Annotated in this window: 18 protein-coding genes; 8 read left to right on the top strand and 10 right to left on the bottom strand. The window is 52.6% G+C overall.

Annotation, left to right across the window (positions count from 1 at the left end):
- The first annotated feature begins 1 nt into the window (after window position 1).
- The 4 genes from QUD54_RS01010 to QUD54_RS00995 are packed head-to-tail and all read left to right on the top strand — an operon-like array spanning window position 2 to window position 4030.
- A complete protein-coding gene (locus QUD54_RS01010; RefSeq protein WP_286337101.1) occupies window positions 2–883 on the top strand; it encodes a metal ABC transporter substrate-binding protein in 882 nt (293 codons plus the stop codon).
- Window positions 874–1632, top strand: a complete 759-nt coding sequence (locus tag QUD54_RS01005; RefSeq protein ID WP_286337100.1) for a metal ABC transporter permease — start codon at window positions 874–876, stop codon at window positions 1630–1632. The genes QUD54_RS01010 and QUD54_RS01005 overlap by 10 nt, the downstream gene beginning before the upstream one ends.
- A 19-nt stretch (window positions 1633–1651) precedes the next feature.
- Complete coding sequence (locus tag QUD54_RS01000) at window positions 1652–3217, top strand: endonuclease/exonuclease/phosphatase family protein (RefSeq protein ID WP_286337099.1); 1566 nt, start codon at window positions 1652–1654, stop codon at window positions 3215–3217.
- Window positions 3218–3265: 48 nt separating this feature from the next.
- Window positions 3266–4030, top strand: coding sequence for a sulfite exporter TauE/SafE family protein (locus QUD54_RS00995; RefSeq protein ID WP_286337098.1), 765 nt, complete (start codon window positions 3266–3268; stop codon window positions 4028–4030).
- Here QUD54_RS00995 and QUD54_RS00990 read toward each other — a convergent pair.
- Window positions 4018–4383 (bottom strand): diacylglycerol kinase, encoded by a 366-nt coding sequence (locus QUD54_RS00990; protein WP_286337097.1) that lies wholly within the window; start codon window positions 4381–4383, stop codon window positions 4018–4020. The two genes, QUD54_RS00995 and QUD54_RS00990, sit on opposite strands and share 13 nt — an antisense overlap.
- The gene (locus QUD54_RS00985; protein ID WP_286337096.1) at window positions 4380–4925 is read right to left on the bottom strand and encodes an HD domain-containing protein; all 546 of its coding nucleotides are present in this window, start codon (window positions 4923–4925) and stop codon (window positions 4380–4382) included. The genes QUD54_RS00990 and QUD54_RS00985 overlap by 4 nt, the downstream gene beginning before the upstream one ends.
- Before the next feature lie 58 nt (window positions 4926–4983).
- Here QUD54_RS00985 and QUD54_RS00980 point away from each other — a divergent pair, with 58 nt between their 5' ends.
- From QUD54_RS00980 to QUD54_RS00970, 3 genes are read left to right on the top strand one after another with little or no spacing between them, the layout of a single operon-like run.
- Entirely contained in the window at window positions 4984–5766 is a 783-nt protein-coding gene (locus QUD54_RS00980; RefSeq protein ID WP_286337095.1) for an inositol monophosphatase family protein, read from the top strand.
- Window positions 5766–6293 carry a hypothetical protein gene (locus tag QUD54_RS00975; RefSeq protein ID WP_286337094.1) on the top strand — a complete coding sequence of 176 codons (528 nt, stop codon included), beginning with the start codon at window positions 5766–5768 and terminating at the stop codon, window positions 6291–6293. The genes QUD54_RS00980 and QUD54_RS00975 overlap by 1 nt, the downstream gene beginning before the upstream one ends.
- 9 nt (window positions 6294–6302) lie before the next feature.
- Entirely contained in the window at window positions 6303–6572 is a 270-nt protein-coding gene (locus QUD54_RS00970) for a tetratricopeptide repeat protein (RefSeq protein ID WP_286337093.1), read from the top strand.
- Between the two features lie 3 nt (window positions 6573–6575).
- Here the strand turns inward: QUD54_RS00970 and QUD54_RS00965 are convergent, their stop codons facing one another.
- Window positions 6576–7067, bottom strand: coding sequence for an HIT family protein (locus tag QUD54_RS00965; protein WP_286337092.1), 492 nt, complete (start codon window positions 7065–7067; stop codon window positions 6576–6578).
- A 112-nt stretch (window positions 7068–7179) separates the two neighbouring features.
- Between QUD54_RS00965 and QUD54_RS00960 the strand changes: the two genes are divergently transcribed.
- Complete coding sequence (locus QUD54_RS00960) at window positions 7180–7386, top strand: hypothetical protein (protein WP_286337091.1); 207 nt, start codon at window positions 7180–7182, stop codon at window positions 7384–7386.
- Here the strand turns inward: QUD54_RS00960 and QUD54_RS00955 are convergent.
- From QUD54_RS00955 to QUD54_RS00925, 7 genes are read right to left on the bottom strand one after another with little or no spacing between them, the layout of a single operon-like run.
- Window positions 7367–8662 (bottom strand): TRAP transporter large permease, encoded by a 1296-nt coding sequence (locus QUD54_RS00955; protein WP_286337090.1) that lies wholly within the window; start codon window positions 8660–8662, stop codon window positions 7367–7369. The genes QUD54_RS00960 and QUD54_RS00955 overlap by 20 nt on opposite strands.
- A complete protein-coding gene (locus QUD54_RS00950; RefSeq protein WP_286337089.1) occupies window positions 8659–9174 on the bottom strand; it encodes a TRAP transporter small permease subunit in 516 nt (171 codons plus the stop codon). Before QUD54_RS00950 ends, QUD54_RS00955 begins: the two co-directional genes overlap by 4 nt.
- A gap of 17 nt (window positions 9175–9191) precedes the next feature.
- A complete protein-coding gene (locus QUD54_RS00945; RefSeq protein WP_286337088.1) occupies window positions 9192–10625 on the bottom strand; it encodes a Mur ligase family protein in 1434 nt (477 codons plus the stop codon).
- Entirely contained in the window at window positions 10622–10894 is a 273-nt protein-coding gene (locus QUD54_RS00940; protein ID WP_286337087.1) for an acylphosphatase, read from the bottom strand. Before QUD54_RS00940 ends, QUD54_RS00945 begins: the two co-directional genes overlap by 4 nt.
- Entirely contained in the window at window positions 10881–11606 is a 726-nt protein-coding gene (locus QUD54_RS00935; RefSeq protein ID WP_286337086.1) for an alpha/beta fold hydrolase, read from the bottom strand. The genes QUD54_RS00940 and QUD54_RS00935 overlap by 14 nt, the downstream gene beginning before the upstream one ends.
- A 2-nt stretch (window positions 11607–11608) precedes the next feature.
- Complete coding sequence (locus QUD54_RS00930) at window positions 11609–12295, bottom strand: fused DSP-PTPase phosphatase/NAD kinase-like protein (protein WP_286337085.1); 687 nt, start codon at window positions 12293–12295, stop codon at window positions 11609–11611.
- Complete coding sequence (locus QUD54_RS00925; protein WP_286337084.1) at window positions 12292–14004, bottom strand: ABC transporter ATP-binding protein; 1713 nt, start codon at window positions 14002–14004, stop codon at window positions 12292–12294. Before QUD54_RS00925 ends, QUD54_RS00930 begins: the two co-directional genes overlap by 4 nt.
- Between the last annotated feature and the right edge of the window lies 1 nt (window position 14005).

Below are 14005 nucleotides of genomic sequence, written 5' to 3'. Positions count from 1 at the left end.
GATGAAAAAGATCTTCATAGCACTTTTTGCATTTACGACACTCTTGTCCGCAAAGGTGAACGTTGTCACCACCTACCCCTATTTGGCCGAAACCGTCAAAGCTGTCGGAGGAAACCTCGTACGTGTCAAGGCGCTTGCCTCGGCCAGAATGGACCCGCACTTCATCGTGCCGAAACCTTCGTTGATCCCTCTGTTGAGCCGAGCCGACATGCTTGTCATGAACGGGGCGGGCCTGGAAATAGGCTGGCTGCCTCCTTTGCTGAAACGGGCACACAACCCGAAAATCCAGCCGGGAAGCATCGGCTTCGTCGATGCCTCGCAAGTGATCGATCTGCTGGATAAGCCGGCCGCCGTTTCGAGAGCTTACGGCGACGTTCATCCGGAAGGCAATCCGCACTATGCGCTCGACCCGCATAACATCGTTCGCATCGCGAAACTGGTTGCCTACAAACTTGAAACGATCGATCCGGCACATCGGAGTACCTATGAAGCCAATCTCGAAAAATTCTTGGAGCGATGGAACGATTTTTTGAAAGATTTCGATATGAAAATGCACCGATGCAAAGGAATGAAAGTGGTGCAGTATCACGAACTCTACAACTATCTTCTTAAGCGTTACGGTATCGTTTCCGTCGGAACGATCGAGCCGCTGCCCGGGATCGCTCCGAGTTCGAAACATACGATCGAACTGATCCGTCTGATCCAAAAAGAGGGGATTGGGAAGATCTTGCAGGATCTCTACCATGAGAGGAAAACGGCACGCTTTATCGTCTCCAAGACAGGTGCAGAGGTCGTCCTCCTTCCTCACGATGTGGGTGCCGTGAACGGGGCGGATACGCTTCAGACCTTTTATGAAACGATCGCGAAACGTTTATGTCGCTGATCGAGATATTGTGGCCGGCTTTCGCGCTGGGCATTTTGCTTGTCTTCATTCATGCCATTTTCGGGCTTGAAATCATCAGACGCGGCGTGATCTTCACCGACCTTGCGATCGGGCAGATCGCCGCGGTCGGGATGGCGATCAGCGTGGCGTTTTTCGACGGGATGTACCAGACGCCGCTGACACTCCTTTTCGCATTGCTTGCGGCTATTGTGATTGCGATATCGAGCCGAAGGGTCGCCCACATCGAAGCCTTCATCGGCCTGCTTTACGCACTGGGCATCTCGTCGATCATGCTCATCCTCGCCCAAAGCAGCGAAGGGATGGAGCTTTTCAACCGCCTCAGTGCGGCTGACATTCTCTTTACGATGCCCGAAGATCTCTTTTTGGCGTCGGCGGCCTATGGTACCATTGCCGCGGTGATGTTTTTACTCTATCCTAAAACATCGGGGCTCGTTAAAGAAATACTTTTCTTCACCGCCCTGGCTCTTACCGTCACCTCTTCCGTTCAAAGTGCCGGTGTCCTGGTTGTTTTCGCCCTCCTCGTCGCACCGGCGTACGCGGCGCTCGTGCAGCGTCGTTTCGAACCTCTGCTTTTCGCATGGGGCTTCGGCTCGGTCTCGATGATCGTCGCGCTTGGGATCTCCTATCTTTACGATCTTCCGACGGGCTATACCATCATCTTCTGTGTCGTCGGCGCGGCATCGGTTTTCGTGCTATCAAAATCGAAACGTCCGCCCGTCGCTTCATGAAATGGTGTACAATTGCGGCATGAAAACGCTGATTCTCCTCCTCTTGCTTCCCCTGTTCCTCTTTTCCAAAGAGTTCAGGGTGGCGAGCTACAATGTCGAAAATCTCTTCGATCTGCAAAAAAGCGGATCGGAGTATACCGAGTACATCCCCAACACGGGATACGGATGGAACAAAAAAGCCTTCACGATCAAAGTGGACAACATCGCCCGTGTCATCTGCGATCTGAAACTGGAGATCATCGGGCTGCAGGAGATCGAGAGCGATGAGGCGCTCGAGGCGCTGCAGGCCGGGGTGAAACGGTGCGGCTGGCCGATGGCATACCGCGCGATCGCCGACGAGAAGGCGACGACGGTCAAAACCGCTCTGCTTTCGAAATATCCGATTTTGCAAAAACGCGAAATCGATCCGGACGGCACGCTGAGCACCCGAAACATTCTCGAAGTTCTCCTCGATGTCGATGGGAAAAGGGTCCGGATCTTCGTCAACCACTGGAAATCGCGCAGCGGGGCCGAGAGCCGCCGAATCGTCAGTGCAAAGGCACTGATGCGGCGGCTGATGAAGCTTTCCAAAGATGCCGACTACATTCTGTTGGGGGACTTCAACAGCGATTGGAACGAGTGGCGTACGATTAAACGATCACCCCGCCTCAACGACACGGATGGCATCACGGGCATCAACCACATCCTGAAAACCATCAAAAACGACAAACCGGTCAGCAAGTACGACATCGGCTGGCCCTACCACTACGATCTTTGGCTGGAACTTCCGCCGCAACGCCGGTGGTCGCACAACTTCTACGGCCTCAAAAGCGCGCTCGACCATATGATCCTGCCGGCAGGGATGTTCGACACAAAAGGGATCAACTACAAAGACCGCTCCTTCAAAGTCTTCAAGCCCAACTACCTCTTTACCGAAAAGGGGGCGGTATTCCGCTGGCAAATTGCGAAAAAACGGCACGGCAAGCATCTGAATGCCGGCTACTCGGACCATCTGCCGATCTATGCGCACTTTACGACCGAACCGTTCGTTTTTCTCAAAAAGCGAAAGAAAGCAGAGACGATGGAACGATCGGGCGACATCGCGCCCAGAACCGTCCATATCGCCGACCTCTACACGATGCCGTTGGGATGGACCAACGCCGTTATTCCCGATGCGGCCGTCATCTACAAAAAAGGTGGCGTCGCCATACTCAAAGAGCCCGGCGGACGGGCGATACTGGTCTATAAAGATACCCGAAGGCTCAAAAAAGGGCACCGTTGCAAGGTCGCCGTACGCAAACTTTACGACTACCGCGGTTTGCGCGAAGTGACGAAACTCGATCTGTTGAAAGATTTCGGAAAAACGGATGTAGAACCTCTGCTGCTCGACGATTTCGACGATCTGAACCGTCCCGATTACGTCAACGAAGTGGTACGTGAAATTTCCGGTACCTACAAGCGAGGCTATCTCTACTACGGCAACGGCAAAAAGATCAAACTCTACTATCGAAAGAGGAAGGCCCGGCCCAAAAGCGGTGAAAATGTCACACTGAAACGTGTACGCGTCGCTCTCTACCGCAACCGGCCGGAGCTTGTCGTCGATTAACCGGGAATTGGATAGAATCATAAAACAGTTAACAACATAGGAGTGACGATGGGAAGCGTTGAGCTCAGTACGATCTTTCTGGTGGCACTGCTTGGATCGTTCGGCCACTGCATCGGTATGTGCGGCGGCTTCGTGCTGGCCTACACGGCGGCGAAGGTGGATGCCGAATGGTCCAAAACCCACCAGATGATCGCCCATTTACTCTATTCGCTCGGCCGTGTGACGAGCTATATGACGATCGGCGCGATTTTCGGCTATGTGGGACAGAAGGTTAGCTTCGACATGACGGCCAAGGGGACGCTTTTTATCGCCGTTGGCGTTTTGATGCTCTTTATCGGGCTCTCGTTGATCGGCAAGATCAAATTTCTCAACTCCATCGAATCCTCCATCGCGCAGAGTTCGTGGTTCGGCAAACTCTTTCGAATGGTCATCCACTCCAAAAGCCTGCCCAGCTTCTATTTCATGGGGATGCTCAACGGGTTCATCCCCTGTGGGCTGGTCTACTTTTTCGCAACGGCCGCCATCGTCGCCGGATCGGCACTGAAAGGTGCCATCGTGATGGGCGTTTTCGGCGTTGCGACGATTCCGGCGATGCTTGGGGTCGGCATTTTCTCTTCGCTTATCAAAGGTTCGTCCTATCGACAGCTCGTTATCAAAATCGCAGCCGTCATCGTCATGCTTTTTGGACTTTATACGAGTTATAAAGGGTATATGATGATCTTTTATCCGGAGATGATCGAGAAGAAGATGCAAAAGTTGCATGAAGAGTTGAAGATTCTGCCGCACGATGCGGCGAGGCATCATGCAAAATAGACGCTGTAGAGTGTAACGATCCAGACGATAGCCGTAAAGATGACGGTAAAGAGCACCATCGTCGCACCTGCGTCTTTGGCGTGTTTGGCCAGTGTATGCTGCTCTTTGGTTACGAGGTCGACGGTTCGCTCGATGGCACTGTTGGCCAACTCGGCGATCAGGACAAAGAGCATCGAAAGCCCCAGTATCGCTTTCGCGATCAGCGGCATCGGAACGAAAAGAAGGCCGATCCAGACGGCAAGGGAGAGGTAGACTTCGATTTTGAAGGAAGTTTCGTGTTTGAAGACTTCAAAAAAGCCTTCGACCGCGTAGCCGGCATTTTTCCATAGATGGTATTTCGGTTGGTTCCTCATTGTCTCTTTTCCATAACGGTTTCATAGAATTTTATCTTTTTTTCGAGACGTTTTTGCAAAAAAGGACTCGCTTCTCCCAACATTTGCAAGATCATCCTGGCGTTGCCGGTAATGGTCTCGAGTTTTTCGACACTCCATTCGGGTGGCGGTGGGAGCATACTGCTGATGCGGTCGCCAAGTTTGGCCATCGCGATCTCTTTGGGTTGCTCGAGAATTCGTACGAGAGAATCTCTGAGCTGCTCCTCTTTCGGCAATTCCTGGTTTTTGGTCATCGCGAAGACACCGTCCGCTATCGTTTTTCCGAAATCTTTTTTGATCGAACCGATGGTGACATCGCTCTTTTCGACGACATCGTGTAATAAAGCCGTAATCGCCGCAACGTCGATATTCGCTTTTTCGCCCGCCATGACGGCAGCCGCCACCTCATAGGCAGCCGCCATCGGATGCGTAACATAGGGATCACCGAATTTGGTGATCTGGCCGTAATGTGCCCATGCCGCAAGACGGAGGGCTTTGTGAAACAGATCTGTATTTGGTATCATTCGAAAACTTTGGTATAGAAAAAATTGGATCTGGAAGTTTACCAAAAAAGGGAATATTTTGTTAAATAAACTTATAGAGATTGTGCTCGAAGCGGGAAAACTCTTCGAAGAGGGGTTCAATGCGGTCAAAGAGGTGCATCACAAAGGGACCGTCGATCTGGTTACGCAGTTCGATGTCGCCGTCGAAAATCTTCTGAAGGAGAGAATCGCGGATGCTCTGCCCGCGTTTACGATCATCGGCGAGGAGAGTTCGGATGAACATCAGCGCGCCGACAGAGCGATCTACATCGATCCGATCGACGGAACGACCAATTTTATCCATAAAATCCCGTTATGTGCCATCTCGATCGGCGTATGGGAAGATGGCGTACCGGTTGCGGGTATCGTTTACAATCCCGTTTTGAACGAACTTTTCAGTGCCGGACGGGGAGAAGGAGCTTTTTGCAACGGCAAAAAAATCGTGGTTTCGGAAACGGCCGACTTGCAGCAGTCGCTTTTGGCTACCGGTTTTCCCTATACGAAAGTCGAGATGGGGCGTGATTTTCGCTGGGTACTCGAAACGATGGAGAATCTTCTGCCCCATACACAGGATATCCGCCGTCTCGGTGCCGCTTCGATCGATCTCAGTTACGTCGCCAACGGAATTTTCGACGGGTTCTATGAGTGCAATCTCAAGCCATGGGATGTCGCTGCGGGCATTTTGCTCGTTGAAGAGGCCGGCGGGAAAGTGAGCAACCACAGGGGCGAACCCTACCGGCTCGGCGATCCGGTCATCGTAGCGACCAATGGCCGGAATCACGAGGCACTTGTCGAAAAACTGGCCGATTACGAGGAGGCATAATGAAAAAACTTAAACGCGAACAGACTGCTCAGCTGATGCAGATCATTTCGACACACTATCCAAATCAGCAGATTTTGCATTTGACCGACGGAAGCAACGATCTTCACAAAGCACTCTACGACTTCACGAAAGCCAAAGGCTTCGAGTACGATCTGCGGACGGTTGCGAGCGATCTCGATGAATGGCAAAGTGAAGATCATCCCGGTTTTCATCTGGAACCGCTCGATCTGGCTGCAAGACAGTATAATAAACATGCAAAGAAGTATGAGAATATTTTCGTCACGTTGGCCCCCGCAATTCTCGAGTCGGACCCGGAAACGATGTTCAAGAAGTTTTTCCGCATCATGAAAAACGCCGCGACGGTAGCGATACTTGTCGAAAAAGGTACTCCGATGCAAGAAGAGATAGACAAAAAACTGGAAGAGAGCTACTTCGTAGCGATCAACCACATCGATATTTTCGATGATTACGATGTCGTTACGGCCAAAAAGATGCACGGCTGGGGAGCCTACTCGGTAGGATTTTAGGAGGAAACGATGGAAGAGAAAAGTTATACACTCGAAGAAGCGATCGGTTTTTACGAGAACGACAAGTACGACGAGGCACTGGTCGCGTTGAAACAGCACAGAAAAAATGCGGAGGCGCAGTACTATCTGGGAATGATGTACTACGAAGGGTTCGGTGTGGAAAAAGATATCGAAACGGCGAAGCAGTGGTTCAAAAAGGCTTCCCGTCAAGGAAGCCTGGACGGGGAGTATATGCTGCTTTGCTGCCAAGGAAATACGACCAGCTGCTGCAAAGCGTAATGCCTAAACGAAGTATTTCGGAACCAACCCTTTCAGTTTTTCATACACTTTTTGAAAGTCGGTGCTGTAAACACGTGTATGGCCGATCGTCGTGATGAAGTTGGTATCGCGTGAAAATCTCGGTACCAGATGCAAGTGGATATGTTCTGCGATGCCCGCACCGGCAGCGGCTCCGAGGTTCATTCCCATATTGACGCCTTCGGCTCCAAAACCCTCTTTGAGCATCGCCACACCCCGCTGTGTGAGTTCGCTCATTCTTAGCCATACTCGAGGATCGAGTGTTTCGAGCCTCTCCGTATGTATATGGGGGATGATCATGAAATGCCCCGGGGTGTAGGGGTATTTGTTCATTACGACGAAACAGCGCTCGTCCCGGAAGAGCAGATGGTGTTTTTCATCCAAATCGGGGTGTTGGCTGATATGACAGAAGACACATCCCTCGATCTTCTCCCCCCTGATATACTCCGTCCGCCAGGGCGCATAGAGATGCTCCATTTTCGCTTCTCCAATCTTTCATAAATAAAAAATTATACACTAATTTTCCGGCAAAGCAGTTTTTAAATAAGAAAGATTAATAATATAGAAAGGCCTTCAAAAGGAGGATGCCATGTTTGGAGAATATAAAAATATCGCACTCGTATCGGTCATTCTCGGAGGATTCGTGATCTTCATGATCGTGACGACGGCGTGGGTCATCAACAATGTAAGCAAAGGACGATCATGCTACAGAACCTGCGATACACCCCAGAAAGGGGCGAAAGAGTTGAAGAAATTTCAAAAACTGGAAACGGGAACTACCCCAGCCAGTAGATGATTTTTGGCCATAGCATCACGATCGTCAGTGCCGTCATCTGCAGAAAAATGAAGGGAACGACACCCTTGTAGATCTCTCCCGTCGTCACTTTGTCCCCGGCGGCCCCTTTGAGATAGAAGAGAGCGAAACCGAAGGGTGGCGTCAGGAACGACGCCTGAAGGTTCATCGCGATGAGGATCGCGAACCAGACTGGATCGATTCCGAAGCTGGCGGCGATGGGCACGAGAATCGGTACGACGATGAAGGAGATTTCGATAAAGTCGACGAAGAAACCGAGTACGAAGATGACGGCCATCGTGACGAGGATGAAGGTCCATTTGCTGCCGAGCTCTTCGGTGAAGAATCGATGGACGAAGTCACCGCCGTCGAAAGCGTTGAAGACGAGACTGAAGGCTGTGGCACCGATGAGGATCATGAAAATCATCGCACTCAGCTTGACCGTCTCGAGCGAAGCGTAACGAAGTGTCTCGAGCGAAAAAGTACGCTTTAAAATACTCAGAAAAATTGCACCCACGACACCCACTGCGGCCGATTCGGTGGGGCTGGCGATACCGGCGAAGATGGAGCCCAGAACGGCGACGATGAGCAGCAGTGGCGGCAGAATCGCCTTGAGTGCCTTCAGCAGAAGCTTTGCGTAGGGGATCGGTTCGCGCTCCATCGCCGGTGCGACGGAGGGTTTGAGCCACGCCAAAATCAGGATATAGAGGATATAGAGCGATGTCAACACGATCCCCGGCATGACAGCCGCTTTGAAAAGGTCGCCGACACTGACGTACATCACGTCACCCAGGACGATCAGAACGACCGATGGAGGGATGATCTGCCCCAGTGTTCCGCTGGCGACGATCGTGCCGGAGGCAAGTTTCGGATCGTAACGGTGTTTGAGCATGATCGGCAGCGTGATGAGCCCCATCATCACCACACTCGCCCCGACAATGCCGGTGCTGGCCGCCAGGATCGCCCCGACAAGGACCGTCGAAATGGCGAGTCCCCCGCGCACGGGACCGAAGAGCTTGCCCATCGACTCCAGCAACTCTTCCGCCATCTTCGACTTTTCGAGTATCAGTCCCATGAAGATGAAGAGCGGTACCGCCATCAGTGTGAAGTTCTGCATGATGCCGTAGATACGAAACGGCAGCAGTTCGAAGACTTGCAGGCCCACATCCCACGGAAAAAGGAGTGCGAACAGAATCGCCACGCCCCCGAACGCAAATGCGACAGGGATGCCGAAAAGCAGAAAGACGAGCGCGGTCAGAAACATCAGCATGCCGATCATTTTCCGCTCTCCTTTTTCAACTCTCCCAGACGGTAAAAGGCTTTGATAGATTCACTTACCGCCTGCAAAACGAGCAGTACAAACGCCGCGATGACGAACGATTTGATGATGTAGCGGCAGCAGAGTCCACCCGGATCGGGGCTCATTTCATGCTGTGCGAAGCTCTGTGCCACAAAGTCCCAGCTGAACCAGACCACCAGCAGCCCCAGCGGTATAACGAAAAAGAGCATCGAAACGATTCGTACGATCTCTTTGAGACGCGGTGAAAAGCGGGTATAGAGGATGTCGACCCGCACGTGCTTGTCGTGTTTGAGCGCGTAGGAGAGCCCCAGCAGAAAGAGGATGTCGAACAGATGCCACTCCAGCTCCTGCAGCGCGACGGAGCCTTCGTGAAAGATGTAGCGCATCGATGCGTCGTAGACGATCAGAAGCGCCAGCGCGATCGAAGCCGACGCCCCAAGTGCCCCTGCCCATCTGCTCAGTGCATCGATCCAGTAAGAAATTTTCAGCATCTATCTTCTCCCGATGATTACATGAAATTTGGTGCGTCGTTGGCAAAAAGAATCAGGTCTCCCGGCCGTGTCAACGCTCCCAGCATCTCCTGCATTTTCGACTTGTCGTCCAGTCGATGAAGTTTCTTCCCATCCACGAATCTTTTGAAGATCGGCTGGTTGATCTTTCCCGTCACGATGACGAGGTCGAAAATCTCGTCGGCCCGTTTTGCGATCTTCTCGTTCGATTCGATGTCGCTCTCGACCAGGCCCGGCGTGACGAGTACTTTACGCCCCGGATACTGCGACACAAGCTCGAAGGAGGCAAGCATTCCGTCGACATTGCCGTTGAAGCTATCGTCGAGAATGATCTTGCCGCCGGCATCGATACGCTGGAGGCGGTGTTCGACCGGTTCGAGGCTTTTGGCGTATTCGGCCCCTTTTTCGTAGGGGATTCCCAATGCGTTCGCGACATGTAGTGCGGCAGTGACGTTGACGGCATTGAAGGCACCCAGAACAGGGATGTGTACATGGACCTTTCCCTGTGGCAGATCGAGGTCGAAGTCGACGCCTTCGAGGGTCGCTTCGAGATGTTCGATTTCGTCGCCAAACAGGGTGACCCGATCGTCGGGTTCGACATGGGCGGATGTGTGGACCCATGCATGCTCGAGACGTTTGCTCGCAAGGATCTCCATCTTCGTGTTGCGGATGCGCTCGAGCGTTTTGAAGTACTCGATATGCTGCGGCCCGATGACACCGACGACGGCGAAGTGGGGCTGGACGAACTCGGTGATTTCGGCGATGTCGCCCGGGCCGCGCGCGCCCATCTCGACGATGTAGACTTCCGTCTCTTCGGGCAGATCGTCGTTGATATCTTTCATGACGCCACCAAGCGTATTGACGCTTCTTGGTGTGGCGTAGACTCTCTTCTCATGCCCGACGATCTGGGCGATGAAGTTTTTGATACTGGTCTTTCCGTAGCTCGCCGTCACACCGATTACGATGAGATCGGGCATACTTTCGAGTTTCCGTTTTGCCTGGAGTTTGAAGCCGTGGAAAAGCACCTTCTCGATCATCATCGAACCTATGACCGCCATCGTCAGCGGTAAAATTACACCGAAAACCTCGCACGCCTCTTTCGCCAGACATAGAAGGTCCTGAAAGAGCGTGAGCATCGCAAGGAGTGCGAAAAAGCGCTTGATACGCCCGGTGAGGACCAGTTTCTTGTCGAGTTTTCTGTGCCAGAGCCAGAGAGTCGGAAGATAGGCGAAGTAGAAATAGATCCAGAAATAGATGCCGGTAAAGTAGTAGGCGAAGAGCGGAATCAGAAAATAGATGAGATGCCATACATACCTGGTGTGGTGCAGGATCACACGTTCGATCTTGTAACTGTACCACTGGAGATTGGTCGCGAGGTACCACCCCAGTGCCATAACCAGCAGGATATGGGAGAAGAGCTGAAACCAGATCATCGTATCACCCCAAAATCGCCAAACGGCGCATCCAATGGAATCTCTTTACATACAATCTCTTGAACATCAGACATCGGGGATCCTTTTTTAAGTATCGATTTGAAAGCCTCCAAGCCGCTTTCGGGGGTATCGACGACCGCTTCGACGGTGCCGTCGGAAAGGTTTCTGACATAGCCGCGGAAGCCGGCCGCACGCGCCGCTTCGGAGACGAACTTTCTGTACCAGACCCCTTGCACTTTTCCGCTGACGATACATCTATACCGTTTCAAGAAACTTCTCCATCGCTTTGACGACGGCATCTTTCTGCCGCAAAAAGAAGTAGTGGTCGCCGTCGAAAAACTCGAGCCGGCTCCCCTCTATCAGTCCCGCGATCTTTCGGCCCGCTTCCGGTGGTGTGGCGCTGTCCTCCCTCCCCCAGCAAAGCAGTGCCGGCGACCTGAAGGCGGCGAAGGTACCGCTGAAATCTTCGTCGACCACCTTTTTGAAGGTTTCGTACATGTTTCTGGGCATCCCCGAGGCGTCGCTCGAAACGAAAAGCTCTCTCAGCGTATCGCCGCCAAATGGTTTGAGCAGCTTGAAAAGCACGATTTTCGCGCGGACTTTCAGCGGTTTGGGCATGACGATTCCGGCACTCGATAGTAAAATCAGGCGCTCAGGCTGCAGCAGTGTCGCCACTTTCCCGCCAAAGGAGTGGCCGATCGCGACATCGGCCCGAACCTTGACGGTTTCGAGAAATTCGCTTACGATCGCAGCGTAGTCATGCGTCGTAAGTACCGCTTCGTTCTCACTCTTTCCAAAGCCCGGAAGATCGAGGTAGAGGTGGCGGTAGTCGGGAAAAGAGCCGCCGAACGCCTGCTTCATCAGCTCCTTGTTGCTTCCCCAGCCGTGAAGAAAGAGCAGTGTCTTCTCTTTCGACGGATTGAGCATGTCGTAGGAGAGCTTGAATCTCTCATTTTTGTAAACGATCGGTTTGATGGCCATGGCTACTCTCTTCTGAGGATGACGTTGTTGAGAAAATCGGAGAGATAGCTCTCTTTCTGTTCTTTGAAACGTCTCTTCATCTCTTCGCGCGGAAGTTGTTCGGTCCACTCGAAGATGTCGGCTTCGGGGTGGCTTTTCTTGTATTTGGCGAACTCTTCGAAGTAGTAATCGATGATCCCTGCGTCGGAGCTCTTGATATGGCCATAGGGGATGAACTTGAGCTGGTCGATCTTCTCCAGCGGCATTCCTTCTTTCCAATAGAGGTAGAACGTCGCGGCGAGACCGGTGCGGTCGGCTCCCGCCTTGCAGTGCATCAGCACGGGATACTCCGCCTCTTCGAAGGCTTTGGCCAGTTTTTCGAGCCGCTCTCTGTCGGGGATCGCCCGCGAATAGATCTCGACATCGATCATCTTCACACCGATCTCTTCACACGTCTTTTTTTCCAGCATATAAACGGGGCTGTGGGGCTGCGTACCACGTAGGTTGATGACGGATTTGATCCCCTTCTCTTTGACGATCTTTTTGAGCTGCCACGGCGTGGGCTGGCTGGAGCGGTAGAGGTCGTCGTTCACCTTGTGGAGATTGAGGCGGAAAATGTTGGTGAAGTTGTGCTCGATGATCATCGATGTGAACCACGCCTTGATCTTGTCCCAGAGCGTTTCGTACTTGACGGGCGTTTTTTTGCTCATACATCGCTCGCTATGTGGTAAAGTTTCTTGAATGTTTCGCACTCTTTGGAAAGCGTTTCTTTGCTGCCCTGGCAGACGATGTGTCCATGCTCGAAAACCAGAATCTTGTCGGCCCGTTCGATTGTCGTGAGGCGATGGGCGATCATGAAGACGATGAGATCCTTTTTGAGTGCGTAAATCGTCTCGATGATGGCCGCTTCGCTCTTGTTGTCGAGCGCGCTGGTCGCTTCGTCCAGGATCAGAATGTCGGGATTTTTGTAGAGGGCCCGTGCGATCGCGATGCGCTGCCGCTGGCCGCCGGATAGGTTGGTGCCTCCTTCGCTCAGCACCGTATGGATCCCCTCGGGAAGGGAAGCGACGAAGTCCCAGAGATTCGCTTTTTTCAGCGCTTCGATCACTTTCTCTTCATCCGGTTCGACGCCGTAGGCAATGTTGGCGGCGATCGTGTCGTTGCTGATGTAGATACGCTGCGTGACGATGGCGATGCGGTCTCTGAGCGACTTGACGTCGATCTCGCGCGCGTCGATATCGTTGATTTTGACGACACCCTCGGCCGGGTCGTAGAAGCGCAGAATCAGGTTGACCATCGAACTCTTGCCGCCTCCGCTGTCGCCGACGAGGCCGATCACCTCTCCTTTTTGGGCACGAAGCGAAATGTTTTCGAGTGCGACGGTATCTCCGTATCGCAGCGTGACGTTTTCGAACTCGATGGTATCGACATGGTCGAGCTGTTTGGTTCCGCTTACGATCATCGGTTTGTAGTGTAAAACCTGTTCGATCCGTTCATTGGCCGCCACGGCGTCCTGTAGATGGCTGTACGCTGTCGAGATGCGGCGCAGCGGATCGATCAGGAGCGACAATGCGGTCAGAAACGAGAAGAATTCGCCGGTCGTCAGCGTTTTGGCAATGAGTACTTCCCGTCCACCGATGATGATGACGGCCGTAATGGCGACGGCGGCGACGAGCTCCAGAATGGGTACCAGCATCAACTGAACTTTGACGGTCTTGATGTTGGTCTTGAAGAAGCGTAGATTGCGTTCTTTGAACGTTCCCAGCTCATATTCTTGAGCATTGTAGGATTTGATCATCTCGTAGTTGGCGAAAATTTCCGACAGCGAGGAGAGCAGATCGGAGTTCTGCTCCTGCGACTGATGGGAGAGCTTCTTGATCTTTCTCGAAATCACTTCGACCGGATAGACCGCAAGGGGAATGATGATAAGCGAGTAGAGCGCGAGCATGGGACTTTGGTAGATCACGACAGCCAAAAGTGCGACAACCGTGACGAATTCCCGAAGCAAAATAGCGATATCGGATGAGATGGCGTTCTGTACGCGGAGGATGTCGTTGCTGATACGGCTGATCAACTCGCCACTGTGAAAGCGGAAGTGAAAATCCATGTCCAGGTGCATCATGTGGTTCAGCATCCGGTTGCGAAGCTTGCGGATGATATCCTGCCCGATGAAGCTCAGGGCATAGGACTGCATAAAGGTTCCGAGACCCTTTCCGACGAATGCGAGAATGATGAAAGCGGGAAGGATGTAGAGCATCTGCACGTCGTGTTCGACGAATATCCTGTCCATCAACGGCTTGACCATATAGGCGATCGCCGCAGTAGCGGCGGAGGCGAGGAACATCCCGACGATCGCCATAGCGATCTTGCCGCTGTAATCACGATAGTAAGGCAGATAGGTGGCTAAAAATTTTTTCATG

Origin of the sequence: Hydrogenimonas cancrithermarum (genome assembly GCF_030296055.1) — a bacterium.
Taxonomy (GTDB): Bacteria; Campylobacterota; Campylobacteria; order Campylobacterales; family Hydrogenimonadaceae; genus Hydrogenimonas; species Hydrogenimonas cancrithermarum.
The sequence above is the reverse complement of the archived record's forward strand: the minus strand, read 5'-3'. Positions and strand labels throughout refer to the sequence as shown.